This window comes from Rhizobium sp. RU20A, from assembly GCF_900155885.1.
In the GTDB taxonomy this organism is placed as follows: Bacteria; Pseudomonadota; Alphaproteobacteria; order Rhizobiales; family Rhizobiaceae; genus RU20A.
Genome location: NZ_FTMB01000001.1, coordinates 613,810 through 637,755 on the forward strand (window position 1 = coordinate 613,810; position 23,946 = coordinate 637,755).

A 23,946-nucleotide genomic window follows, 5' to 3' on the forward strand; every position below is an offset into this window, starting at 1 on the left:
TTGTGCGATCAGGCCGCCTTGTCGTCGCTTTTGCCGTCCATGAAGGCCGGGAACCAACCCTCATGGGCCGCCTTCAGCGCCTTGACGGCAACGGGGCGGGCAGCGCCGAGCTTCAGGCTCTCGCCGCCCGTGCGGCCGATCCAGGGGCAGAACACGCCGGCCACTTCCGCCTTGGCGAGCACGGCATCGACATCGGCCTCGCGCACCGTCAGCACGTAGCGGCCTTGATCCTCGCCGAAGAAGACCGGGATCGGATCATGGCCTTCAAGCGCGTTGACCGACGCCCCGATGCCCGATGCCATCGCCATTTCGGCAACGGCGAGCGCAAGGCCGCCGGACGAGCAGTCATGAACGGCCGTCGCAAGCCCTGCCTCGATCAGGCCGCGCACGAAATCGCCAACGCGCTTTTCGTGGGCGAGATCGACATGCGGGGCAGGGCCGTCGGTGCGGCCGTGAACGTCGCGCAGATAGACGGACTGGCCAAGATGCGTGCCCCAGCTTGCCGGTGCGCCGGCCAAGAGGATCGCCTCGCCCTGGGCCGCAAAGCGGATACGGGCCATCTTCGACCAGTCGGCAATGAGGCCGACGCCCCCGATGGTGGGGGTGGGCAGGATGCCCTGGCCGTTCGTCTCGTTGTAGAGCGAGACATTGCCCGACACGATCGGGAAGTCGAGCGCCGTGCAGGCCTCGCCAATGCCCTTGATGGCATGGACGAGCTGGCTCATGATTTCCGGACGCTCCGGATTGCCGAAGTTGAGGTTGTCGGTGGCCGCGAGCGGCAGCGCGCCGGTAGCCGTCAGGTTGCGCCAGCACTCTGCAACGGCCTGCTTGCCGCCTTCGAACGGATCGGCTTCCACGTAGCGCGGCGTGACGTCGGAGGAGAAGGCCAGCGCCTTGGACTGATGTCCTTCGACACGCACCACGCCGGCATCGCCGCCCGGCAGCTGCAGGGAATTGCCCTGGATCAGCGTGTCATACTGCTCGTAAACCCAGCGGCGCGAGGAATTGTTGGCGGAACCGACCAGCGAGAGCAGCGCATCGGCGACATCGGCCTGCGGCACGTCGTTTTCGGCAAGCGGCGCAGCCACCTTGATCGGCGTCCACGGGCGATCATATTCGGGCGCTTCGTCGCCGAGTTCCTTGATCGGCAGGTTGGCAACCTCGACGCCCTGATGCAGCACGCGGAAGCGCAGGTCGTCGGTCGTCTTGCCGACGATGGCGAAGTCGAGGCCCCACTTGACGAAGATCGCCTGCGCAACCTCTTCCTTGGACGGTTCGAGAACCATGAGCATGCGCTCCTGGCTTTCCGAGAGCATCATTTCATAGGCGCTCATGCGCTCTTCGCGCACCGGCACCTGATCGAGGTTGAGCTCGATGCCGAGGTCGCCCTTGGCGCCCATTTCGACGGCCGAGCAGGTCAGGCCGGCCGCACCCATGTCCTGGATGGCGATGACGGCGCCGGTCTTCATGAGTTCGAGGCAGGCTTCCAGCAGGCATTTTTCGGTAAAGGGGTCGCCGACCTGCACGGTCGGACGCTTCTCCTCGATCGATTCGTCGAATTCCGCCGAAGCCATGGTCGCGCCGCCGACGCCATCGCGGCCGGTTTTTGCGCCGAGATAGACGACGGGCAGGCCGACACCCTTGGCTTCCGACAGGAAGATCGCGTCGGATTTGGCAAGACCGGCGGCGAAGGCATTGACGAGGATGTTGCCGTTGTAACGCGGATCGAACTCGACCTCGCCGCCGACGGTCGGAACGCCGAAGGAATTTCCGTAGCCGCCGACACCGGCAACGACACCGGCCACGAGATGCTTCGTCTTGGGATGATCCGGCGCGCCGAAGCGCAGCGCGTTCATCGCCGCGATCGGGCGCGCGCCCATGGTGAAGACATCGCGCAGGATACCGCCGACACCCGTTGCCGCACCCTGATAGGGCTCGATATAGGACGGGTGGTTATGGCTTTCCATCTTGAAGACCACGCAGTCGCCGTCATCGATATCGACGACGCCGGCATTTTCGCCCGGCCCCTGGATGACGCGCGGACCCTTGGTCGGCAGCGTCTTCAGCCACTTCTTGGAGGATTTGTAGGAGCAATGCTCGTTCCACATGGCCGAGAAGATGCCGAGCTCGGTAAAGGTGGGCTCGCGGCCGATGAGCGTGAGGATGCGCTGGTATTCGTCGGGCTTCAGCCCGTGACTGGCGATCAGGTCGGGAGTGATCGGGCGGTCATTCGAAACGGTCATCGGGCTCTCGAAACGGTTGGAGGACTGCAATCGCCCTGCCTATATCCGATGAAAAGACGCGGCGCATCTGAAAAATCGCCACGTCAACCGCTGATCGGCGCACCGCCCGGACCGGCTGCCGACGCCTTGCGTCAGGCGCCGACCAGTCCTTCGACGGCCATTTTCGTGGCGGCATCAAGCCGACCCGTCTGCGGCAGGGAAAGGTGCGCCTGCATCGCCACCCAGAACTCCGACGGCCAGCTGTCTTCGAACAGGAAATCCCGGTTGAAGGCATCGTCATCCGCATTGCCCTTGTCGAAGCCGGACAGAACCAGTTCCACGGCCTTGGCCTGATCGGCGGGCATGCCGATGCCATTGGCAAACATATGGGCAATGTTAAAATCGGCGAGCGGATAGTCCTTTGCCTGCGCCTTCCGATACCAGGCGAGCGCCTGGCTTGCGTCCTGCTCCACACCGTTGCCCTCTTCATAGAGCACACCGATATTGTTCTCGGCTTCCGGAATGTCCTTCTCCGCAGCCTTTCGGTACCAGACGAGCGCCTCGGCATAGTCCTGCGGCACGCCGTTGCCGGTATCATAGGCAAAGCCGACATCGACGAGCGACTGGTCATAACCGAGCGAGACCGCCTTCTGGAACAGGGCGAAGGAGGCGGCATGATCAATTGGCGCGTCCTTTTCATCGCGGAGCACGACCGCGAGATTGTGCGCTGCAAATCCGACATTGCCATCGGCACCGGCACGGTAGAGTGTCATTGCCTTTTGAAGGTCGCGGTTCGTGCCGATCCCCTGATCATAGAGATAGCCGAGTTGTGCCTTGGCGATGACGAGGCCGCTTTCGGCCGCAGCCGAAATCTCGGCAAAGGCGCCCGCATGATCTTCACTGTCGAACAGTGCACGGCCGAGCTGGTAGCGAAGGCGTGGCGCCGGATCGGCGGCGACGGCCTCGCGGCAAGCAGTGATCGCGCTCTCGATGTCGATCGCACCGGTCGCGACGCCGGCGATACCGGCCGGCTTCTGCGGGTCGGCGGGGTGGGCGGCAAGTTGGTCACAGCGCTCGGCAGCGGTTTGCGCCTGCGCGAACGGGGCGAGCGCAAGAAGCAGCGGAGCGGCAAGGAGAAGCGTGCGGGCAGCCATCAGAAAGGTCTCCGTGAGGCGATGATCGTGATGGCATCTTAGTCGCCCGTGTCAGGACTGCCAGTTCCATCGGTAACAGGCAAGTCCTTCAGGCAAAGCTGTCGTAGCCGAGACGGCCGCTGTCCAGAAGTTGCCTGAGGCTCGATATGCCCCGCACAACGTCACCGCGATTGTCGGCGGATGAAAAGCCGATGCGAATGCGATGGAAAGTCCGCTCCGTACGCCCGGCCTTGAACTCGTCCTCGTCGTCAACGAGTACGCCAGCTTCCAACGCCGCCTGCTTGAACGTGCCGGAGAGCCAGGGATCAGGCAGTTTCAGCCACAGGAAGGGCAGGCGCGGCAGGGAGACAAAATCCTGCCCGGCCAGCAGCGTGCGCGCCAGCGCCTCGCGCTCCCCGATTTCCGCCGTCGCGCGCGCCCTCAATTCCTCGGCCGCACCCGTGAGGATGAGCCGCGCGCACAGTTCCGCAAGCAGGAAAGGCAGGCCGCCCGTGACCATCTTGTGGGCCACACGGATCCGGTTGGCGAAGTTTGGCGGGCAGGCCACCCAGCCGCCGCGCACGCCGGCTGCGACGGATTTGGAAAGGCCGCTGACGACAAAGGTTCGCTCCGGCGTAAATTCGGCGATCAGCGGCCTGCCGTCATTGACCATGCTTCCATAAAGGTCGTCCTCCACAATCCAGACGCCATGGGTGCGAGCGATATCCGCCAATGCCTGCCGGCGTTCCAGCGACATGACGCCCGCCGTCGGGTTCTGGGCGCTCGGCATCAGAAAGACGAGTTTGGGATGCTGCTGCGCGCAGACCCGCTCGAAATCGTCGGGTATCATGCCCTCGCCATCCATCTCCACCAGCACGGAGCGCCGACCGACAAGACCGGCGGCCCGGCTGACGGGCGAATAGGACAGGGTTTCGAAGGCGATTCGGTCGCCGGGCGAGGTGACGGCCGAAATCACCGAAATGATCGCGGCATGCGCCCCAAGCGTCGGCACGATATCGGCCGCCGCCGGGCGAAACCCGTTGCGCGACATCCAGCGGGTGCCAGCCTCGAACCAGTGGTCCGGAAAATTGCGGGTGTAACTGGCGATCTCGCCGGGATGGTCTCTGGTGATGCGCCCGACAATCTCCTCCAGAACCGGCCCTTGGCCGACATCCGGGGCTGCCGTCGAATCAAAGCGCAACTTGCCAGCCGGCGCATTGATCGGCCGCGTGCCGGCCAGCGACGTTGTCAGCGGATCGGCCTGCTCGGGCGGGCGGCTCTCCGGCTTGTCCAGAACATAGGTGCCGCGCCCCACCTCCCCACTGACGAGACCGCGCTGTCGAACGATCGTATAGGCGCGGCCCACCGTCCCGATTGTCACCCCGATATCGAAGGCGAGATTGCGCTGCGGCGGCAGCTTGTCTCCCACCGCAAGTGCGCCGGAAGCAATCGCCGTCTCGATCTGGTCGGCGAGGCGCTGATAGAGGGGGCCGTGCCCCTCGGAAAGGTCTGGAAGCCAATTTGTCATGGCGACAATCTATGCATTGTTTTACGGCCTGCGTCAATTGTATCGATTGTCGGCAGGATCAATACCGAGATAATGAGGTGCAATAATGTGGCGGCAAGATTATATCGATACAATAGATACAATGTATCCTGATGGGCATGTCCGCGAAAGCCTGTTCCGTTCAAGCGGAGACATGCTGACGCCGGCCCCTGTCGAGACACGTCTGTGGAAGCGGATTTTTGATGGTCTGCGCTACTGGCATATGCGGCGCGCCGGCCGCCTTTCGCTGCGCGAGCTGACGGACGACCAGCTCGCCGACATCGGCGTCACCTTTGAGGCGGCGCGGGCGGAATCGCTGCGGGAGACATCGATCGTCGAGGCGATGCGGGATGGGTCGCGCTGGTTCAGCAGCCCTGGCCGCCGGCCGCCCAGCGCGCGACGTCGCCGTTGACGCGCGCGCCGCTCGCTCCCGACATCAGCGGCCCGAAAGCCTGAACCTGCGCCGGCTGGCCCTCGGCCTGCACAACGAGCAGCGGACGCGATTCCGGCGAATGGCGTGGCACGATCAGGATGCGCGGGCGCCCCGAGAAGGAATTGAGCTCCGGCGCCAGACGATAATCGGCAAAGGCGGGATCCTTCGCCTTGAACCAGCAGCGATTGGCGGCCAGCGCGACGCGCTCCATGGTCGCCAGAGCCGTCGTACTCGGCTTCGGGGCCGCCGGAGGCTTCGACTGGCAGGCCGTGAGCGCCAGGGCTGCGAGGACCAGACCCGCCACGGCGGCGGACGACGGCGCGCGGTTGGCGCGGAGGCGAAGCGTCGGAACGGGCATGCTGCAGCCTTTTCATATCGATCGGAAGAGAAGAGGTCCGCTTCAGGCGGACCCGAATGCGCTGCCGTCTGGCGGCAGGGTTGGGAAAGGCGACGCCGCAGCGCCCGCCCCAGAAAGTCTCAGGCGGCGATGACGCCAAGCGCCGAGGCGAAGAGGCCGCGGCCATCGTCGCCGCCATGGGCGGCCTCGATGAGATTTTCCGGATGCGGCATCATGCCGAGCACATTGCCCTTGGCATTGATGACGCCGGCGATATCGTTGATCGATCCATTCGGATTGGTGCCTTCCGCATAGCGGAACACCACCTGCCCATTGCCCTCGACAGCCTTGATGGTCTCGCTATCGGCAAAGTAGTTGCCGTCGTGATGGGCGACCGGGCAGCGGATGATCTGACCCTTGGCATAGGCTTCCGTAAACGTCGTCTCCGCATTGACGACCTCGAGCTTGATCTCGCGGCAGACGAACTTCAGCGAGGCATTGCGCATCAGAGCGCCCGGCAGCAGGCCCGCTTCCAGAAGGATCTGGAACCCATTGCAAACGCCGATCACCTTCACGCCCTTTTCCGCCTTCTCGCGGATGGCCTGCATCACCGGCATCCGCGCCGCGATGGCACCGCAGCGCAGATAATCGCCATAGGAGAAGCCGCCGGGGATGACGATGAGATCGACATCGGGAATCTCGGTCTCGGTCTGCCAGATGGTGACGGGCGCCTTGCCGGAGATCTTGGTGAGTGCGGCGATCATGTCGCGGTCACGATTAAGGCCAGGGAGCTGGACGACGGCGGACTTCATGGCTGATGTTCAAACCTTGCCTTGGCCTCGGCGAGCTCGCGCAATTCGAGGCGGTTTTCGATACGGTCTAGGCGCTGCTCGATATGGGCAAGCGAGCCGCGCACGTTGTTCAGGTCGCCTTGCAGATTGTGAAGCTGTCCGCGAAGCACCAGATTGTCGCCGCGCAATTCTCCGTTCGCCTGATCCAGCTTGTCAAACCGGGCGTGCATGCGCCGGAGAAGTTCGTGCATCAGCTCCTGTGTGACATCACTCATCCCTTCCTCCATCGCAACCGTAGACTTTTCGCCCGACGGCATTGATGGAGGGAAGGCTCTCCCTCAACCGTCAGGCGAGGGAGATAGAGTAATTCTCGATCACCGTGTTGGCGAGCAGTTTTTCGCACATGGCCTTCAGGTCGGCCTCTGCGGCGGCCTTGTCGTCCGTGGCAAGTTCGAGGTCGAAGACCTTGCCCTGGCGGACCTGGCCGACGCCGTCAAAACCGAGGGCGCCGAGCGCGCCCTCGATCGCCTTGCCCTGCGGGTCCAGAACGCCGTTCTTCAGCGTCACCGTTACGCGTGCCTTGATCACTTGACGTTCATTCCTGCTTACTTGACCAGAACGGGGCCGGAGCCGCGCGGCGGTTCGTTTTCGTTCATGATGCCGAGGCGCCGTGCCACTTCCTGGTAGGCCTCAACGAGGCCGCCCATGTCGCGGCGGAACCGGTCCTTGTCCATCTTTTCCTTGGTCTCGACGTCCCACAGACGGCAGCTGTCCGGCGAAATCTCGTCGGCCAGAACGATGCGCATCATCTCGCCTTCGAACAGGCGGCCACATTCGATCTTGAAATCGACGAGCTGGATGCCGACGCCGAGGAAGAGGCCGGACAGGAAGTCGTTGATGCGAATGGCGAGTGCCATGATGTCATCGAGTTCCTGCGGGCTGGCCCAGCCAAAGGCGGTGATGTGCTCTTCGGAGACCATGGGGTCATCCAGCGCATCGGCCTTGTAGTAAAATTCGATGATGGAGCGCGGCAGCACCATGCCTTCTTCGATGCCAAGGCGCTTGGCGAGCGAGCCGGCCGCCACGTTGCGCACGACGATCTCGAGCGGAATGATTTCCACTTCCTTGATCAGCTGCTCGCGCATGTTGAGGCGGCGGATGAAGTGCGTCGGAATGCCGATCTTGTTCAGATGCGTGAAGATATATTCCGAGATACGGTTGTTCAGCACGCCCTTGCCGTCGATGACATCGTGCTTCTTCTTGTTGAAGGCCGTTGCATCATCCTTGAAGAACTGGATCAGCGTGCCAGGCTCGGGACCCTCATACAGGATCTTTGCCTTGCCTTCGTAAATACGGCGGCGACGATTCATGGAGTTTTCTCTGTAGTTGCCCGTGCTCTTGGGAAGCACGGCTTGAAGTCTCAATTCGGGTCCATAGCGGAAATGAACTGATTTAACAATCTCTGGGCCTTGACCGTCCACGATTTGCGCTGGACCGCGGCGGCCTCGGGACGATCTGGATCAATCCGCCTGTCACGATAACATCTTATCACAAAGACGCGGGCCATCGAAGCGGGTGCTTGAACAGCATTACGCCGCGCCCCCATATGCGCTGTAACCAATTGAAAAACGGGAGACATCCATGTCGACACTCAATGAACGCCAGGCCGCTTTCGAATCGAAGTTTGCCCATGACGAACAGCTGAAGTTCCGCGCCGAGATGCGCCGCAACAAGCTGGTCGGCCTGTGGGCCGCAGCCCTTCTTGGCAAGGAAGATGCCGAAGCCTATGCCAAGGAAGTCGTCGCCGCGGATTTCGAAGAGGCCGGCAGCGAAGACGTCGTGCGCAAGATCGAAGCCGACTTTGTGGCTGCCGGCGTGTCCCAATCGGCCGATAACATCCGCGACAAGATGATGGAACTGCTTGCCGAGGCCGTTCGGCAGGTCGAAGCAGGCTGACGTTTGCCCGTCTTCAGCCCTTGAGACGGCTGAGGAACTGCGCAAACACCATCGTGCCCTCCGGCCACGGCCCGTGGCCGGACTCGGCGTTGATGTGGCCCGATTCGCCCGCATCGACGAGGAACGACCCCCAGGCATTGGCGATATCCTCGGCATGCTCGTAGGCACCGAAGGGATCGTTGCGGCTCGCCACCATAATGGAGGGAAAGGGCAGGGGTTCGCGCGGATAGGGACCGAAGGTCATCAGGTGCCGCGGCCGGATCTCCGGATTGGCGACATCAGGCGGCGCGACGAAGAACGCGCCGGCCACCGGCTTGGTGAAAAGCGGTACGGCCTGGATCGCCGTGGCGACTCCAAGCGAATGGGCGACGATGACGACGGGTCGCTCGGCCGCGTTGACGGCGGCAACCATCCGCTCGACCCAGTCCTCGCGCACCGGCTTTGCCCAGGCTTCCTGCTCGACGCGCCGCGCGGTCGAGAGTTTCTGCTGCCAGCGCGTTTGCCAGTGGTCAGGTCCGGAATTCGTGTAGCCGGGAACGATGAGGATGTCAGCTTCGGAGACTTTCATGGTCTCGCCATGTGGCGGCGGGACGGCCGAATGTCAAGAATGTCTGCCCGGTCAATGGACCCGGCAATAGGTGCGGAAGTAGGATTCGATCTGCGCCGACGTATTGGTGGAGCGGTCGAGGCGAATGCCGACCGTGTCGCCGCGCCGCCAGTAGACGGTGCCGGAAAGGCGGCCGACCCTTTCCGATGCGACTTCGATCCGGTCACCGATTCGAGCGATCTGGGGTCCGTCGTTGCGAAGGCACAGACCATCGGGTGAAAGATTGAGCACCGTGGCCCGGGTCGCGCCCGCCGCCGATTGCGCCATGCATCCGAACATCGTCAGGACGCGCTTGCGGCCACGGGGATCGAAGGTGTTGCTCTGCATGGTCTGGCTCCCGGCTCAAATCATGAAGAAAGTCTTAATGCGCACCTCCTAACGTCACGTTAAACAAAAGCCCGGCATTTTATCGATGCCGGGCTTCAAGCGTTCCTCGCGGGGTCTTTTTGCGAAAATCAGCCGAAGACGCGCCGGAAAATCGTGTCGACATGCTTGGTGTGGTAGGCGAGATCGAATTTTTCTCGCAGCTGTTCTTCGCTGAGGAGCGCGCGCACTTCCGCGTCTGCGAGCAATTCCTCAAGGAAGTCCTTGCCCTGTTCCCAGACTTTCATCGCATTGCGCTGCACGAGGCGGTAGCTGTCCTCGCGGCTTGCGCCGGCCTGGGTCAAGGCCAGCAGGACGCGCTGCGAATGCACGAGACCGCGGAACTTGTTGAGGTTCGCCATCATGTTGTCGGGGTAGATGACGAGCTTTTCGACGACGCCGGCAAGGCGATGCAGGGCGAAATCGAGCGTCACGGTCGCATCGGGGCCGATGGCGCGTTCGACGCTGGAGTGGCTGATGTCGCGCTCATGCCAGAGCGCCACATTTTCCATGGCCGGCACGACGGCCATGCGCACGAGACGCGAAAGGCCCGTCAGGTTTTCGGTCAGCACCGGATTGCGCTTGTGCGGCATGGCCGACGAGCCCTTCTGGCCCGGAGAGAAGAATTCTTCCGCTTCCAGAACCTCGGTGCGCTGCATGTGGCGGATCTCGATCGCGACATTCTCGATCGAGGAGGCGACGACGCCGAGGGTCGCGAAGAACATGGCGTGGCGGTCACGCGGAATGACCTGCGTGGAGATCGGCTCGGGCTGAAGCCCGAGTTTCTCGCACACATGCTCCTCGATGCGCGGGTCGATATTCGCAAAGGTGCCGACAGCGCCGGAAATGGCACCGGTCGCGACTTCCGCGCGGGCGGCTTCGAGGCGGGCGCGGTTGCGCACCATTTCGGCGTAGAAGCGCGCGAAGGTCAGGCCCATCGTCGTCGGCTCGGCGTGAATACCATGGCTGCGACCAATGCGCACCGTATCCTTGTGCTCCAGCGCCCGCGCCTTGAGCGCGGCGAGGACACGGTCCATGCCGGCGAGCAGCAGGTCTGCGGCGCGCACGAGCTGGATGTTGAAGGTCGTGTCCAGGACGTCCGAGGAGGTCATGCCCTGATGCACGAAGCGGGCGTCCGGTCCGACGATTTCCGAAAGATGCGTCAGGAAGGCGATCACGTCATGCTTGGTGACAGCCTCGATCTCGTCGATGCGGGCGACGTCGAAGGTGGCGGCGCCGCCCTTTTCCCAGATCACACGGGCGGCATCGGCCGGGATCACGCCGAGTTCGGCCAGCGCGTCGCAGGCGTGAGCCTCGATCTCGAACCAGATGCGGAACTTGGTTTCGGGCGACCAGATGGCCACCATCTCCGGTCGGGAATAGCGCGGGATCATGGGCTCTTCAGCTTTCTTCGATGGGGAGGAACGGGGAATTTGCCGCAGCCTCTAGCAAAGATGGGCGTTCTTCACAACGCAGCGCGGTGCAAAACCCCGCCGGAAAGCCGAAACCATTTGGCCTCACGGCTCCGCTAGCTTATGTCGCGGGCCTGCCAGAGGCTCGTGACGATCAGGAGTGGCAGGCCGACGGGCAGGAAGAGCGGCAGGCCGATGACCGCGAACTGATAGGTCGCGCCGCCGATCGTATAGAACTGCTGCAAGAACCAGATGTAAGTGAACGTTGGCGCATGCCACTGCGCGTAGAAGCCCCGATAGTCGAGCGCAAAGATGAGTGCGGTAAAGCCGATCGTGAAGAGGGTGAGAGACACGAACTGCGCGGCGAACCGGGTTTCCTGCCGGGCCCGGCCTGCCGCGAGGCGCGCAACGATTTGCGCCGGTATCCACGCAATGGCGCCACCAACAAAATAGAGCGTGAGAATGGAAGGCAGGCGGCCCGTCTCCAGTCTGTTGCGCAGATAGACGGCGATCAGCACCGCCATCATCATGCAAAGACCCCAGATGACCGCGCCGATGAGCAGCCTGAGGGACCGCGGCCCTGAAGGCCTCGACGCAGGCGCTCCGGCTGTGCCGGCGCCGACAGGCGTGTCGCTGCCATTCATTTCTTCGGGCCGACGGGCAGGGGAACGACGATCCAGCGGCCGTCAGTCGACCCTTCGAAGCCGCGCGACAGGACCTGGATCAGCACCACATGCATCTCGTTCATGTCGAGCGGCATATAGGTGATAGCGCCCCCGATCCGGTAATCCGTCACACAGCGGCGGCTGGTCGGCACATTGCCGGCATCGTCGTGCAGGACGCGGTTGGAGGGCTCGCCGTCCGCCTCCGTCAGCATCAGGCGAAATGCCTTGAGGGTCGGGACGAAGTCCTTGCAGATTCCCGTCGCCGGCACGTCCGTCGTCTCGAGCTTCAGCCGGTAAGGCTTGACGAAATCGGGTGCGCCAGGAAGCGCGCGATAGGCAAGCGTATCGGCGGGCAAATCGACTTGGGTTTCCGGATTGAAGGCAACGAGAAAGCCGGGCCGATCCGGAAGGCGATAGGCGTCGATAAGTGGCGCGGCAAGACGCCGCGCATCGCGCCGCGCCCGTGCAAGCGGCGCACGCTCATCGTCAAGCACAGCGCGGACGGGGCTGCCGTCGAGAAAGGCGTCGCGCACGAGATCAATGACGAAAATGGAGGAGTAGGCAAAGCCCGACCCGTCCTGGACGCCGAATTCCTCGAAGGCAAAGATCCTTCCGTCTTCGGAGAAGCCGATCGGAGAAAACTGTGACACGTCGGATGCGGTCGCCGGCACGGGAAGCATGAGCGCCAGCGCGGCGAGCAAAGAGCGAGGTATCCCAAAGCGTATCGTCATGGCTGGCCGGCGCCGGCGCGCAGCGCGGCAATGCGCTCGGCATAGCCGGTCGGTGAACCGGCGGAGAAAATCGCCGAGCCGGCAACGAAGACATTGGCGCCGGCTTCCCGGGCCGGACCGATCGTTTCCGCAGTCACGCCGCCATCGATCTCGATCTCGATCGGCCGGTCGCCAATCATGTTGCGAACGCGTCGGATCTTTTCCAGCGTCGCGGGGATGAATTTCTGTCCGCCAAAACCGGGATTGACGGTCATGACCAGAACCAAGTCGACGGTATCGAGCACATACTCGATGGCGCTTTCCGGCGTTCCCGGATTGAGCGAAACGCCCGCCTTGCGACCAAGCGAACGGATCAGCTGAAGCGAGCGATGAAGGTGCGGACCTGCCTCCGCGTGGACGGTGATCACGTCGCAACCTGCCTTTGCGAAGCTTTCGAGGAAGGGATCGGCTGGCGCGATCATGAGATGGCAATCAAAGGTCGCGGTAGTATGGCGACGCAGCGACGCGATGACATCAGGGCCAAAGGTGATGTTGGGCACGAAATGCCCGTCCATGACGTCAAGGTGGATCCAGTCGGCGCCCGCGGTTGTGACGTCGCGAACTTCCTCTCCGAGGCGTGAAAAATCGGCGGCAAGGACGGACGGTGCAATGCGGACGGGATTGGTCATGGCGGGTTCTCCTTCTCCCTGCGCCATACCATCCGTCACCGCCGCGAACAACCGCAATGGCGGCGCGCCCGGATCACGGTGCCGGCACGAAACGTCCGTCCTGCCAGACCATGGGACGATAGGGCGAGGGTGCGAGGTCGCGCGCCGCAGTGAAACTCACCGTACCGATCGCGGTCGAAAAGCTTCCCTTCGCGATCGCGTCTGCAAGCGAAATGCCCGAATCCTCTGCCGTCGTCAGCGCATCCGCGGCGATGGTGACCGCCGCTGCGGCTGGAAGCACGTATCCTTCCGCCACCATGCCTTCCGCCTGCATGCCCTTGACGAGGTCGCTGGCCGCCGCAAGGCCGGCATAGTCCGGCACCGTGATCGCCTTGACGCCGTTGGCGAGTGGCACGGTCTGGTCGGCTCCGTTCAGCTGATCGCCACCGGCAATCGTGAGGGCGATCTTCTCCGAGGCGGCGTCACGCGCCAGAATGGCGGTGTCGTTGCGGTCGCCGCTGGTGAAGACATGTGTCGCACCGCTTTTCGCAAGCCGGCGAACGAGGCCCACCTGCTGCTCCTGGGCCGGGCGGAACGTGTCGGTGAAGACGGCGCTCATGCCCTTTTCGGCGAGGATCGTCCTCACAGCTTCGGTGAGTTCGCGGCTCTGGATCGTCCCGTCGTCGAGAAGCGCGAAAGGAACGTCCTTCCAGTTGCGGGCAACGTAGCCGGCAACAGCCATCGCCTCGTCGCCCTGACCCGGCACCAGACGGAAAAAGGGCCACCCTTTCTTCAGGGCATCGGCCATCAGCACATCCGAGCGGACGCTGACGCTGATGGCGGGGATTCCCGCTTCAGCCAGCACCGGCAGGCTCGCTTCCAGCCCCTCTGTACACAGAAAGCCCACGGCCGCCTGTGCACCGCTGGCCGCGAGGCTTTTAGCCAGCGTGTCGCCGTCGCCCGTCGCCTCGCCGGTGGTTTCGCAGCGTTCGTCGATCTCCACGATCTCGACGTCCTTCTGCTTGGCAGCGAAGGTCGCGCCAGCCCGGATCTGGTCGCCGAGAATCTGAAACGGACCCGATTGCGGCGCGACGACCGCCACGCGCATAACGGCAGCGGTGGCCGGGGCCGAAAGAGCGGCGAGAAAGCCGAGCGCAAGCGCGATGGGCAGGAACGATTTCAGCTCAGTGCTCCGTGAACGGCCGCGCCGGTGAATGTCCCCCCGGCAAGGCGAGAGGCGAGGCGCCTTTGCGCCCTGTTTTAATGATGTGACACCAAGCGTCAAAGGAAAAGATCCCGGCTGAGCGGGTGCGTCCTTTCCCTTTTGCGTACATCCGTTATGTAGGAAAGCCACGTAGAAGGCCGGAGCTGATCCGGAGAAGGCATTTTGGAAGAATCACACATCGATTCGCGGACATACCGCGACGCCATGGCGCGGCTTGCAGGCCATGTGCAACTCGTCACGACGGGTGAAGGCGAGGCCCGGCGCGGCGTCACCATCACGGCGGCCTGCTCGGTCTCCGACAATCCGCCCACCGTGCTGGTGTGCCTCAATGCGGCCAATCCCAACAATGAGATTTTTCAACGGACGGGCTGCTTCGCGCTGCATGTGCTTGGCGCTTCGCAGCAGCCGATCGCCGATGCCTTTTCCGGCCGGGAAGGCCTCTCAGCAGCACATCGCTTCGCTCTCGGGCGCTGGACGACGCTGGTCACCGGCGCGCCGGTTCTGGAAGATGCCCCGGCCGCCTTCGATTGCCGCATCATACAGGCCGATACTGTCGGAACGCACCGCATCCTGATCGGCGCGGTCGAGTCGGTGCGTCTGGGGCCGGCGGATGCCGCGCTCCTCTACCTGAACCGTGCTTATCACACGATCTGACGCGAAGGCTGCCGGCAGAGGGGAGCGACTGCCGCTGCTCGTTCCCGTCACTTTCGCGTTATGTCGGCGGAACGGGCGCGGCGCTGTCACGTTGCAGGCGGAATGCGAAGGCGTGTCCGACGGGCGTGGCCAGGGAGACCAAGATGGACGATGCCGCCATTGAAGAGATGTTCGAAAGCATCGGCGCCGTTACCATTCGTCGTCTGTTTGGCGGCAAGGGCATCTACTCCGGCGGGATGATCATTGCGCTGGAGTTTGAAGGTGGCCTTCTCTTGAAGGGCGACGACGAGACGGCGCCCGTCCTCGAGGCGGCCGGCGCACAGCGCTGGGGCTACCAGTCGCGCAGCGGCAAGCTCACCTACATGCCCTACTGGTCGATGCCCGAGAGCGCCTATGACGATCCGGATGACATGGCGAAGTGGGTGAGGCTTGCCCGCGACGCCGCCGAACGACACGAGGCGAAGATGACACGCAAACCTTCAGCGAAGAAGGGCAAGGGCGGCACGGGTAAAGGCTGAGAGCGGTTCAGGCAGCACGTCGGGCGCAAACCAGCCGAAATCGGAGAGCTTGTCCGGCTCCGTCAGTCGTGCATCGCCGGAAAATCGGGTGGCGACGTAGAGAAGAGACACCCAGTGCTGCCGGTCGGCAGTCATGATCTGCTCGGTCACGCCAAGAAAGTCCGCGTCCTCGATAACAAGGCCGGTTTCCTCCATGGCTTCCCGAATGGCGGCATCGCGCGCCGCTTCCATCAGGTCCACCTTGCCACCGACGATATTCCAGTAGCCGGCTTCCGGTGGGCGCATCCGACGATAGAGCAGGATCCGATCATCCCGCTGGATGACCATACCAACGCCAACGCCCGGAAAATCGCTTCCCGGGCGCTGCACGATCTTCTCACCAGTCATCAATCTACTGGCTCAGGCCTTGCCGGCAATCAGCATGAATGCGGGTATGTCGTCGCCGAAGCCAACCGGCGTCGGGCCGTCATCCTGGTCGCGACGGTAGCGGTTGCGGCGATCCCTGTTGTCATCGTTGGCGGCGGGCTGGGGCGCGCGGCGGCCGGAGCGAGGAGCATTGTTGTTGCGGGGATCGACCTTGCGTTCTGCTTCCACGGAGGGTGCCTTCTGTTCGACTTCAACGGTTTCCACTGCGACTTCCGCGACATCGGCGACGATCTCGTCGGCCGAGGCCCGGCGCGGCGCGCGATCGCTGCGATCCCGCTCGCTTTTCTCCCGACCACGGCCGCCGCCCCGCTTGTTGCGGTCGCGACCCTTGTCCGGACGACCGCGCTCCTCCTGCTCCGTCGATTCGGGCAGGGCGGAGAGATCGCCGTCCAGCCATTCGATCTTCTGATTGATCAGCTTTTCGATGGCGTCGGAGAATTTGGTGTCACGCTTGGTCACCAGCGTGAAGGCGGCACCGGACCGGCCGGCGCGACCTGTGCGACCGATCCGGTGCACATAGTCTTCGGCGTGGATCGGTACGTCGAAATTGAAGACATGGCTGACGTCGGGAATATCAAGCCCGCGTGCGGCAACGTCCGAGGCAACCAGCAGCTTGATGTGGTTGTCCTTGAAATTGGCAAGCATGGTCATGCGCGAGCGCTGGTCCATGTCGCCATGCAGGGCGCCGACGGAAAAACCGTGGCGGTCGAGCGACCGGAAAAGGTCTGCGACGTCCTTCTTCCGATTGCAGAAAATGATGGCGTTCTTCAGGTCTTCCTGGGCGCGGATCAGGTCGCGAAGCGCCGAACGCTTCTCGTAATCCTTGCCGTTGCAGGCGACGAAACGCTGCGTGACGGTGGTGGCCGTCGAGGAACGAGCCGAAACCTCGACGCGCTCGGGATTCTGAAGGAAGCGATCGGCCAGCTTCTGGATTTCCGGCGGCATGGTGGCCGAGAAGAACAGCGTCTGGCGCGTGAAGGGGATGAGCTTGGCGATGCGCTCGATATCGGGAATGAAGCCCATGTCGAGCATGCGGTCGGCCTCGTCGATGACGAGGATTTCAACACCTGTCATCAGAAGCTTGCCGCGCTCGCAGTGGTCGAGCAGGCGGCCGGGCGTGCAGATCAGAACGTCCGCGCCGCGCTCCAGCTTGCGATCCTGCTCGTCGAACGACACGCCGCCGATCAGGAGGGCGATGTTGAGCTTGTGGTTCTTGCCGTACTTCTCGAAGTTCTCGGCGACCTGTGCGGCGAGCTCGCGCGTCGGCTCGAGGATCAGCGTGCGCGGCATGCGCGCCCGGGCCCGACCCTTTTCCAGAAGCGTCAGCATTGGCAGCACGAAGGATGCCGTCTTGCCCGTGCCGGTCTGTGCAATGCCGAGAATGTCACGGCGCTGCAGCGCCGGCGGGATCGCGCCCGCCTGGATCGGCGTGGGGATGGAATAACCCGCGTCGGTGACGGCAGACAGGACTTTTTGGCTCAGGCCAAGATCAGAGAATGTGGTCAAAGGGAAATCTGTTTCCGTTCCGGTTCGAAAGCGAACACTGGTTAGCCGGCGGAACAGCAGCCCGTCGGGTGAGGGCTGCATAAGCCCAAGCGCTTGCGAAGTCAAGAAAACCGGCCGGTTGCGCCGTTCAAACAGTAAATTTTCGCCTGTTCTGCAACTTTCGGATCGAATTTCGCATCGAATGCGAAAGAAAGATGACGGGCCGGGTCGATTTTGGCGCAATATTGCGTGTCTCTGATCGGCACGTCCGTGACGCCCCGCGCCACAAGCCGTTTTGCCGTGTCAGTCGATATAGTGGCTGAGCTTGATTCCCGCGTTGAGAAACCGCATCGGATCGACAGCCTCTCCGTTGATCCGGACTTCGTAATGCAGGTGTGGGCCCGTCGACCGCCCCGTGCTGCCGGCACGGCCGATGGTCTGGCCAAGTCGGACCTTGTCGCCCACGACGACGTTGATGCCGGAAAGATGCGCATAGCGGGTCGTCACGCCGTTACCGTGATCAACCTCGACCATATTGCCATAGCCACCCGCACGCCCCGCTGAAATCACCGTGCCCGCGGCCGTCACCTTGACGGACTGCCCGACGCTGGCGCGAAAATCAATACCGGCGTGCAGCGCGAGGCGGCCGAGAAACGGATCGACGCGGTTGCCGAAGCGGCTGGTGATGGCGCTTGTTGGTGCTGGATTGCTGACCGGCACGCGCCGCGCCTCGTTACGTACAGTGTCGAGCCGGGTGAGGGCCGTGTCGAGTGCCACGAGCGAACGGCTGAAATTATCGGTAGGCTGAGGTTCCACAAAGGGGCCGCCGATCGCGTCCGCATCGCCCTGGCCGGCGGCCAGCGTCGTCGTTTTGTCGTCGCCTGGGGCATCAAGCGAGGCTGTGCGCAGAGCCGGCAGATCAACGCCGGTGCGGCGCAGGATGCTGGTGATCTCGCTTGCCGCCTTGTCTGCATTGGTGGTGAGCGATGCGATCTTGTCCAACTGTTGCCGCTCGATCGACTTCAGCGAGAGCGTGACGCGCGAGAACATCCGGTCGGCCCGGTCGGCGGCGCTTTCGCCGACAATGACGCCAGCGCGGAATGTGGTGGTCTCGAACGCGGGGGATGGCGCATCACCGGCGTCTGCCGTGGCGCGCCCCGCCAGAAGGTTTTCGATTGCGGCTGCTCCGCCCTGGACCGCCGCGCGTTTTTCAGACTGATAGGCTTGTGGTTCGAGTTGCGACCCGGTGGCGCCGTCGTCACTCGTCGCACGGGTATCGAGCCCGATCGTCTCGGCCTTGTCCATAAGTTCCCCAAGTTTGCCGTGACGGGAGGAGAGCGCCATCTGCTGGCGCAGAAGCTTTTCGACCTTTTCCTCCACGACCTGCTGGTCCAGCAGTTGCCGGCTGGTGACGCGATCGACCTGTGCCCGCAAGGCCGCGATGCGGTCTTCGTAATCGTGCTGCATGCGCGCCTGACGCGCCATGGTGCCGCCGATCAGGTCGTCTCGCAGCATCAGGTAGGCGGTTGCACCGAGATAGCCGACGGCAAGCGCCGCGACGAGGGACACCGAAAGTGCGGCCATCCACGGGCGGATCGTCATGTGCCGAACCGTATCGCCGCTGGCGAGGATCAGCACATGCTTCTTCGTGCGCTTGCCGAAGACCCGGGCTTCCGGTCGTGATGAGGACACCTGTCTCTCCCGCTTGGTGGCGCGTCCTGGCGATTCCAGCGACGGGAGAAATTAGATATCATTAAGGTTAACGAAGTCTTTCCGGGCGGCGCAAGCCCTTGGTTTTCAGGCCTTTCAGTGGTTGGTTGACGCTGTCATGGAGCGGTAGAAGGCCGGGGTCAGGCCCGCTTCGGCCCGTGCGACATCATTGAAGGGCGCTTTCAGCGGCCCACGGAAATTGGCCCGCACCAGCGCCTGGAACGTGGCGGCCGGATCCTTCCGCTCCCGTGCGCAGAGAAAGCGGAACCATTTCGCGCCGACGGCGACGTGGCCCTTCTCGTCCTCGTAGATGACCTTGAGAACATCGGCGCTTTCGGTATCGCCGACGGCTCGCAGCCCCACCTGCAGCGACGGCGTGACGTCAAGCCCGCGGGCTTCGAGAATGAGCGGCACCACTGCGAGCCGCGCCGTCAGGTCGTTGCGCGTATCGTGAGCGGCCTGCCACAACCCGTCATGGGCCGGCAGGGCGCCATAGTCTGAGCCCAGCGTCTGCAGCCGGTCGCGCACCATACGGAAATGCTTGGCCTCCTCGAAGGCGACCTGCATCCAACCGTCGAAAAAGGAGTGCGGCACCCGCTCGCTCGCAAATCGCGCCACGATGTCGAGGGCAAGGTCAACGGCGTTGAGCTCGATATGGGCGAGGGCATGGAGGAGGGCGATGCGGCCGTGCAGCGTGTGCAGCGAGCGCTTCTTCACCTGGGTCGGCGGCGTCAGCAACGGCTTGTCGGGCCGGCCGGGGCGATCCGGAACGGCAAGGTCGCGCGGTGAGCGCAGCGACAGGCGCCGGGCCTGCCAGAGCTTGGCCGTCGCCTGTGCGATCTCCGTCTTCTCGTCGAGATCGGCGGATCGGATGGCCCGCACGGCGCCGCCGCGCAGGCTTTCGATGTCATGTCGCAGTTCGCTCACCGTTTCTTGCCTCAGGCACCGGCCTTGACGGCGGCCAGCACCTCTTCGACGTGACCGGGGACCTTCACCTTCGGCCAGATCTTCTCGATGCGGCCATCGGGACCGATCAGGAAGGTCGTGCGCTCGACGCCCATGTACTTCTTGCCGTACATGCTCTTTTCCACCCACACGCCATAGGCGTTGCAGACCGCCTGATCCTCGTCGGCGGCGAGCGGGATGGTCAGTGCGTGCTTCTTCACAAACTTGTCGTGGCTTTTGACCGGGTCGGGCGACACGCCCAGAACGGCGGCGCCGGCCGCGTCGAAGGCCTGCGCATGCTCGGAGAAAGCTTTGGCCTCCACAGTGCAGCCGGAGGTGTCGTCCTTCGGGTAAAAATAGAGAACGAGCCGCTTTCCGGCAAAGTCGGCGAGCGACACGCTCGTCCCACCGTCACGGGGCAGCGAGAAGTCGGGGGCGGGTTGGCCGATCGACAGTTCGGTCATGACGTTACCTTTCTTTGGTCTGATTTCAATGGGAGGGACCGGCCATGGCATGGCGTCACACCGCGCGCGGCCGTGTTCGGTAGATCGTGTGTGCGGACAGCCGTTCGGGTCATCTTTGTCGTGTGCCGGAGGGCGAGCGTCAAGCCGGATTGCGGGCTGCATTTTTGGTCCGGCGTAGATATTACGGATTGCCCGCATTGCCGGATCAGGCCAAAACACGGGGCAAAGAAGTGAGGAAGCCCAGGCGCATGGGAGCTGGACGCGGCGAAAAGGTCGCTTTTCGCAAGCAGGATATTGTCGCTCTTGAAGCCTTGCCATCGGCACAGGCCGAGGATCCTATCCTTGTCCATTGCCCGCCACCGCCGCGCATCCTGCGCCGCCTCGTCAAGGCGAGCCTCTGGATGGTCGCCTTGTTCGTCGCTGGCATGGCTGGCCTTGTTGGCCTCATCGAGGCCGGTGCATTCGATGCGCCGCTGAATGCCCGTGCCGAATCAGCGCTGGAGAAGGCGATCGGCCGGAACGTGACGGCGGACGTCGGCAGCACCGTCCTGCGCATGACCGCCAGCGGCCAACTGGCGCTCGAGGCGCGCGACGTCTCGGTGACGGAACCGAATTCCGCCCGCAAGATGCTGGAGACGGCGTCGGTGTCCCTATCGCTCGATCCGGTCTCGCTGTTGCAGGGGCATGTATCCGTTTCTCGAATCGAGGTTGCCGGCCTGTCGCTGTCGCCCGAACTGCTTCCGCGCGGCGAGCCGATCGACCTCGCGAAGGCAAGGATCGCCGCGATCCCGGATGTGCTGGATGAGACCTTTCGGCAGGTAGACCTGCTGTCGGAGTTCGTGTCGCGTTCTGGCACGCATGTGGTTCGAGTGTCGGACGTGTCCTTCACCTTTGCAGGGCCGCGCCGCAAGCCGATCGCGCTGACGATCGGAACGCTCGACTTCGATCGTGGCGAAGATGGCTCGATGCGCATCGCGGGTGACTTTTCGGTCGATGGCGCGCCGGCGACGCTGGCAGTGAATGTGGAGCGCCACGATGGCGCCATGCAGGTCTTGAGCGGAAAGGTCTCAGGCATCACCTTGACGCCCTTCCTGCACCGCGCGGCTGATGAGGTCGAGACGGCCTTCGGGCTGGACGCGCCTGCGGATCTTAAGATCGAGGCCCGCAAGGCGACGGCAACGCAACCGGCCTCGCTTGCGGCCGATCTCGACATCCATGACGGCCGCTTCGAGGCCGGCGGGACATTTTCCGAAGCAAAACCGTCGCGGCTCTCCATGGCCTATGATTTCGACAAACGCTCGCTGGAGATCACGCCGTCGGAACTCCGCCTCGGCCAGTCGCGCTTTCCCCTGAGCGGCGCCATCATCGATCTCGATCAGCGCGATAGCGGGGCGCCGCCCGGCTTTGCCATCAGCCTCCTCGTCCAGGGTGGCGTCAGCCAGCCGCTGGATGTGGCCGAACCGCCGCTGGTCTTCGACGCTAAGGCGGAGGGAAGGTTCCTTTCCGATGCGCATCGCCTCGAATTCAACGATCTTGCCATTTCCTCGCCGCTCGGCGCCATGTTCGGGTCGCTGGCGCTGAGTTTTTCGAATGTTTCGCCGGAATTGTCCTTGGCGGCGCTGACGGAGCGGATGGATACCGCTGCCGTCAAACAGCTCTGGCCCTGGTGGATGGGCAAGACCAGCCGCCGCTGGGTGGCGGCCAACATCTTCGGCGGCACGGTTCGCAATGGCCGCATCTCCGTCTATGTGCCGGCCGGCGAGCCGATCGAAAAGGTCGGGCAGAAGCAGGCGCCGCACTCCAATCTCGATATCGCCTTTGCCATGGAGGGCGCGCGCGTCAGCGTCGCCGGCGACATTCCTCCCCTGCGCGACATGACCGGCGACTTCCACCTGTCGAACACGCGCATGGAGATCAAGGCAAAATCCGGGACGACCTTCTTCCCGTCCGGCCGGACAGTCGCCCTGACGGGCGGCGATTTCATCATTCCGGATACCTCCGAAAAGCCGCTGATGGGTGAGATGAAGATCTCCGTCGAGGGCGCCGCTGATGCCATGGCCGAACTCGGTACCTACAGGCCCATTCAGGCGCTTCAGAAGACGCCTTTCGTTCCCGCTGACTTTGCCGGCCGCGTGCAGGCCGTGGTGGGGGCACGCTTCGGTCTTATCTCCTCGCAAAATCCGCCGAGGCCCGTCTGGCAGACCGAGATGACACTCTCCGGCGTTGACCTCGCCAAGCCCTTGGCAGGACGCAATTTTACCGATCTCGACGGGCGCTTGCGGATCGACAATCAGATCCTCACGCTCGACGCCGACGCCAATGTCGACGGTGTGCCGCTGACCCTTGCTGTTGTCGAACCCATTGGCGACAAGAGTGATATCAAGCGCAGCCGCACCGCATCCGGCACCCTGTCCGGCGATGATCTTCACCGTCTTGTGCCGGCGCTCAAGGACGTGGTGGACGGCAAGATCGGGATCGAGGTCGTGCTGGACGACAAGGACGTCCAGACGGTTTCCGCCGATCTTGGCCGCGCCGGCCTGACGCTTCCCTTCATTGGCTGGCGCAAAGGTGTCGGCATCGGCGCAAGGCTGAGCTTCGTTGCGCAGAAGGGCGAGGGCAGTGCGACGAACCTTCGCGACCTCGTCTTCGAGGGCGACGGTTTTGGGTTCAATGGGGCCATGACGGTCGACAAGTCCGGCCTCCAGACCGCCCGCTTTTCCAATGTGCGTCTGACGGTCGGGGATGATTTTTCGGCCGATGTCGAACGCCGTCCCGGCGGTTATGGCGTCGAAATATCCGGTGCCTCGGCCGATATCCGCCCGCTTCTGGCGCGCTTGAAATCCTCCGATTCATCCAGTGACGACCCGAGCGGCAAGGTGGCCAACCCACCCTCGATCTCGCTCGCCGCGCGTCTCGACCGTCTCGGTGGTTTCAATGGCGAGAGCCTGACCGGCGTCAACCTGACCTATCGTGCCAAGGGCAGCGAGATCACGGCGCTCAAGCTGACGGCCGGAACGGGAAGCAGGCAGGGACTGGCTGCCAATCTCGTCGAGGACGGCGGTGACTCCATCATCGAGATGACCAGCGGCGATGCGGGGGCCGTCGCCCGCTTTGCCGACATCTACAGCAACATGCGCGGCGGTCTGCTGAACCTCAAGCTGCGCGATCGCGGCGCCAACTCCTGGCGCGGCGCCATCGACATCAGGAAATTTGCGCTGGTGGATGAGAACAAGCTGCGCTCCATGGTCTCGACGCCCTCCGGCGCCGACGGCCGCAGCCTAAACCAGGCCGTCAAGCGCGACATCGATCTCAGCACCGCCAGGTTCGAGCGTGGCTATGCGGAGCTTCTCTACGATCAGGGCGCGCTGCGGGTCGCATCAGGTGTCGTGCGGGGCGTCGATGTCGGCGCGACCTTCCAGGGCACGGTGCGCGACAAGCGCGCCAACATGGACATGACCGGCACCTTCATGCCGGCCTACGGGCTGAACCGTCTCTTCGGCGAATTGCCGCTGATCGGCGTGCTCCTCGGCAACGGCCGGGATCGCGGCCTGCTCGGCATCACCTTCAAGCTGGAAGGGCCCTTCGACAAGCCGCGCCTGACCATCAATCCGCTCTCGATCATCGCGCCCGGCGTATTCCGCTCGATCTTTGAATTCCAGTAGACGGAACGCAAAAG

The 23,946-nt window shown here is 63.5% G+C and carries 25 protein-coding genes; 5 read left to right on the forward strand and 20 right to left on the reverse strand.

The features are described 5' to 3' along the window. Window positions 1-8: 8 nt before the first annotated feature. From purL to F3H41_RS03045, 3 genes are all read right to left on the reverse strand, one after another. The gene (gene purL / locus F3H41_RS03035) at window positions 9-2,243 is read right to left on the reverse strand and encodes a phosphoribosylformylglycinamidine synthase subunit PurL (protein ID WP_149737078.1); all 2,235 of its coding nucleotides are present in this window, start codon (window positions 2,241-2,243) and stop codon (window positions 9-11) included. 131 nt (window positions 2,244-2,374) lie between these two features. Beyond that, window positions 2,375-3,376: a tetratricopeptide repeat protein gene (locus tag F3H41_RS03040; protein WP_149737079.1), complete on the reverse strand. Its 1,002-nt coding sequence runs from the start codon at window positions 3,374-3,376 to the stop codon at window positions 2,375-2,377. Window positions 3,377-3,464: 88 nt separating this feature from the next. After that, complete coding sequence (locus F3H41_RS03045) at window positions 3,465-4,883, reverse strand: PLP-dependent aminotransferase family protein (protein WP_149737080.1); 1,419 nt, start codon at window positions 4,881-4,883, stop codon at window positions 3,465-3,467. Between the two features lie 172 nt (window positions 4,884-5,055). Here F3H41_RS03045 and F3H41_RS03050 point away from each other — a divergent pair, with 172 nt between their 5' ends. Next, entirely contained in the window at window positions 5,056-5,313 is a 258-nt protein-coding gene (locus F3H41_RS03050; RefSeq protein WP_244616058.1) for a DUF1127 domain-containing protein, read from the forward strand. On the opposite strand, the gene F3H41_RS03055 is transcribed toward F3H41_RS03050, so the two are convergent. The 5 genes from F3H41_RS03055 to purC all read right to left on the reverse strand — a co-directional run bounded on the left by F3H41_RS03055 (window position 5,267) and on the right by purC (window position 7,832). After that, entirely contained in the window at window positions 5,267-5,692 is a 426-nt protein-coding gene (locus F3H41_RS03055) for a hypothetical protein (protein WP_149737082.1), read from the reverse strand. The two genes, F3H41_RS03050 and F3H41_RS03055, sit on opposite strands and share 47 nt — an antisense overlap. A gap of 119 nt (window positions 5,693-5,811) precedes the next feature. After that, complete coding sequence (purQ, locus tag F3H41_RS03060; protein ID WP_149737083.1) at window positions 5,812-6,483, reverse strand: phosphoribosylformylglycinamidine synthase subunit PurQ; 672 nt, start codon at window positions 6,481-6,483, stop codon at window positions 5,812-5,814. After that, window positions 6,480-6,737 (reverse strand): hypothetical protein, encoded by a 258-nt coding sequence (locus F3H41_RS03065; RefSeq protein WP_149737084.1) that lies wholly within the window; start codon window positions 6,735-6,737, stop codon window positions 6,480-6,482. The genes purQ and F3H41_RS03065 overlap by 4 nt, the downstream gene beginning before the upstream one ends. Before the next feature lie 70 nt (window positions 6,738-6,807). Beyond that, complete coding sequence (gene purS / locus F3H41_RS03070) at window positions 6,808-7,050, reverse strand: phosphoribosylformylglycinamidine synthase subunit PurS (RefSeq protein ID WP_149737085.1); 243 nt, start codon at window positions 7,048-7,050, stop codon at window positions 6,808-6,810. Between the two features lie 17 nt (window positions 7,051-7,067). Beyond that, complete coding sequence (purC, locus tag F3H41_RS03075; protein ID WP_149737086.1) at window positions 7,068-7,832, reverse strand: phosphoribosylaminoimidazolesuccinocarboxamide synthase; 765 nt, start codon at window positions 7,830-7,832, stop codon at window positions 7,068-7,070. Between the two features lie 271 nt (window positions 7,833-8,103). On the opposite strand from purC, the gene F3H41_RS03080 reads away from it, so the two are divergent. Next, window positions 8,104-8,418, forward strand: coding sequence for a DUF1476 domain-containing protein (locus F3H41_RS03080; RefSeq protein ID WP_149737087.1), 315 nt, complete (start codon window positions 8,104-8,106; stop codon window positions 8,416-8,418). A 13-nt stretch (window positions 8,419-8,431) separates the two neighbouring features. Here the strand turns inward: F3H41_RS03080 and F3H41_RS03085 are convergent, their stop codons facing one another. The 7 genes from F3H41_RS03085 to F3H41_RS03115 all read right to left on the reverse strand — a co-directional run bounded on the left by F3H41_RS03085 (window position 8,432) and on the right by F3H41_RS03115 (window position 13,951). Then, a complete protein-coding gene (locus F3H41_RS03085; RefSeq protein WP_149737088.1) occupies window positions 8,432-8,986 on the reverse strand; it encodes an alpha/beta hydrolase in 555 nt (184 codons plus the stop codon). Window positions 8,987-9,037: 51 nt separating this feature from the next. After that, entirely contained in the window at window positions 9,038-9,352 is a 315-nt protein-coding gene (locus tag F3H41_RS03090; RefSeq protein ID WP_149737089.1) for a PilZ domain-containing protein, read from the reverse strand. A 128-nt stretch (window positions 9,353-9,480) separates the two neighbouring features. Next, a complete protein-coding gene (gene purB / locus F3H41_RS03095; RefSeq protein ID WP_149737090.1) occupies window positions 9,481-10,782 on the reverse strand; it encodes an adenylosuccinate lyase in 1,302 nt (433 codons plus the stop codon). Window positions 10,783-10,916: 134 nt separating this feature from the next. Beyond that, on the reverse strand, window positions 10,917-11,330 hold the full coding sequence (locus F3H41_RS03100) for a hypothetical protein (RefSeq protein ID WP_244616059.1): 414 nt from the start codon (window positions 11,328-11,330) through the stop codon (window positions 10,917-10,919). Between the two features lie 110 nt (window positions 11,331-11,440). Then, on the reverse strand, window positions 11,441-12,115 hold the full coding sequence (locus tag F3H41_RS03105; protein WP_244616060.1) for a DUF2259 domain-containing protein: 675 nt from the start codon (window positions 12,113-12,115) through the stop codon (window positions 11,441-11,443). 77 nt (window positions 12,116-12,192) lie between these two features. Next, window positions 12,193-12,864, reverse strand: coding sequence for a ribulose-phosphate 3-epimerase (gene rpe / locus F3H41_RS03110; RefSeq protein WP_149737092.1), 672 nt, complete (start codon window positions 12,862-12,864; stop codon window positions 12,193-12,195). 73 nt (window positions 12,865-12,937) lie between these two features. After that, entirely contained in the window at window positions 12,938-13,951 is a 1,014-nt protein-coding gene (locus tag F3H41_RS03115) for an ABC transporter substrate-binding protein (protein ID WP_149737093.1), read from the reverse strand. A 276-nt stretch (window positions 13,952-14,227) separates the two neighbouring features. Here F3H41_RS03115 and F3H41_RS03120 point away from each other — a divergent pair, with 276 nt between their 5' ends. Then, window positions 14,228-14,722: a flavin reductase gene (locus F3H41_RS03120; RefSeq protein ID WP_244616117.1), complete on the forward strand. Its 495-nt coding sequence runs from the start codon at window positions 14,228-14,230 to the stop codon at window positions 14,720-14,722. Between the two features lie 143 nt (window positions 14,723-14,865). Beyond that, window positions 14,866-15,240 carry a TfoX/Sxy family protein gene (locus F3H41_RS03125; protein WP_149737094.1) on the forward strand — a complete coding sequence of 125 codons (375 nt, stop codon included), beginning with the start codon at window positions 14,866-14,868 and terminating at the stop codon, window positions 15,238-15,240. Here F3H41_RS03125 and F3H41_RS03130 read toward each other — a convergent pair. The 5 genes from F3H41_RS03130 to bcp form a co-directional block, all read right to left on the reverse strand. Next, window positions 15,202-15,609, reverse strand: coding sequence for an NUDIX domain-containing protein (locus F3H41_RS03130; RefSeq protein WP_149738191.1), 408 nt, complete (start codon window positions 15,607-15,609; stop codon window positions 15,202-15,204). The genes F3H41_RS03125 and F3H41_RS03130 overlap by 39 nt on opposite strands. Before the next feature lie 30 nt (window positions 15,610-15,639). After that, window positions 15,640-17,172, reverse strand: coding sequence for a DEAD/DEAH box helicase (locus tag F3H41_RS03135; RefSeq protein WP_149737095.1), 1,533 nt, complete (start codon window positions 17,170-17,172; stop codon window positions 15,640-15,642). 282 nt (window positions 17,173-17,454) lie between these two features. Then, on the reverse strand, window positions 17,455-18,843 hold the full coding sequence (locus F3H41_RS03140; RefSeq protein WP_244616061.1) for a M23 family metallopeptidase: 1,389 nt from the start codon (window positions 18,841-18,843) through the stop codon (window positions 17,455-17,457). 114 nt (window positions 18,844-18,957) lie between these two features. Next, window positions 18,958-19,779, reverse strand: a complete 822-nt coding sequence (locus F3H41_RS03145) for a ferritin-like domain-containing protein (RefSeq protein ID WP_149738193.1) — start codon at window positions 19,777-19,779, stop codon at window positions 18,958-18,960. Window positions 19,780-19,799: 20 nt separating this feature from the next. Then, window positions 19,800-20,270, reverse strand: coding sequence for a thioredoxin-dependent thiol peroxidase (gene bcp / locus F3H41_RS03150; RefSeq protein ID WP_149737096.1), 471 nt, complete (start codon window positions 20,268-20,270; stop codon window positions 19,800-19,802). Window positions 20,271-20,518: 248 nt separating this feature from the next. On the opposite strand from bcp, the gene F3H41_RS03155 reads away from it, so the two are divergent. After that, window positions 20,519-23,932: a DUF3971 domain-containing protein gene (locus tag F3H41_RS03155; protein WP_149737097.1), complete on the forward strand. Its 3,414-nt coding sequence runs from the start codon at window positions 20,519-20,521 to the stop codon at window positions 23,930-23,932. Window positions 23,933-23,946: the final 14 nt, after the last annotated feature.